The sequence below is a fragment of the Arthrobacter sp. LAPM80 genome, from assembly GCF_046736435.1.
GTDB lineage: Bacteria > Actinomycetota > Actinomycetes > Actinomycetales > Micrococcaceae > Specibacter.
Genome location: NZ_JBCHVD010000066.1, coordinates 1 through 567 on the forward strand (window position 1 = coordinate 1; position 567 = coordinate 567).

Genomic DNA, 567 nt, shown 5'->3' on the forward strand with positions numbered 1-567 from the left:
TGTTGCGCGTCGCATTGGATGACCGCGGGTAGTCGGGTTGCCTGACAACGTGGCGTGGTGAGCCGGGTTCCGGTGTTGGCCTCTTGACGTTCTTCGTTGGCGGCGTCAGGCTGACGATGAGCCCTTGATCTGGGATTTTGTTCCTGATCTTAAAAGACGAACGACCCGGTGCCAGTTTCGAAGCCGCACCAGGTCGTTCTAACGCGAAAAGAGTCGCGCTGTTGCTTACGGTAAGCCACGATCCTGCCGCTGTCGAATCCCAGCTCTTTGACCGTGAGCTTATGTGCCCGGCGTGCCGTGGGCGGCTGCGGCCTTGGGGTTTCGGGGTGGAGCGCGTGATCCGTTGCGGGGTCCCGGTGATGAACCGACGGTTTATCCCGCGCAGGGGGCGGTGTTGTGGCTGCGGTGCCACCCATATCTTGTTGCCGGCGGTGTTTGCTTGCCGCCGTGCCGATCATGCCGAAGTGATTGCCGACGCTGTGGAACTCAGTGCTGCCGCGGGCCTGGGCCATCGGAAGATCGCTGCCAGGCTTGATCGGCCCCAGAGCACGGTGCGGGATTGGCTGC

Annotated in this window: 1 protein-coding gene; it reads right to left on the reverse strand. The window is 62.6% G+C overall.

Annotation, left to right across the window (positions count from 1 at the left end):
• Positions 1-149 precede the first annotated feature (149 nt).
• The coding region (locus tag AAGW05_RS18545; protein ID WP_411806033.1) for a hypothetical protein at positions 150-567 on the reverse strand (418 nt) is incomplete at its 5' end.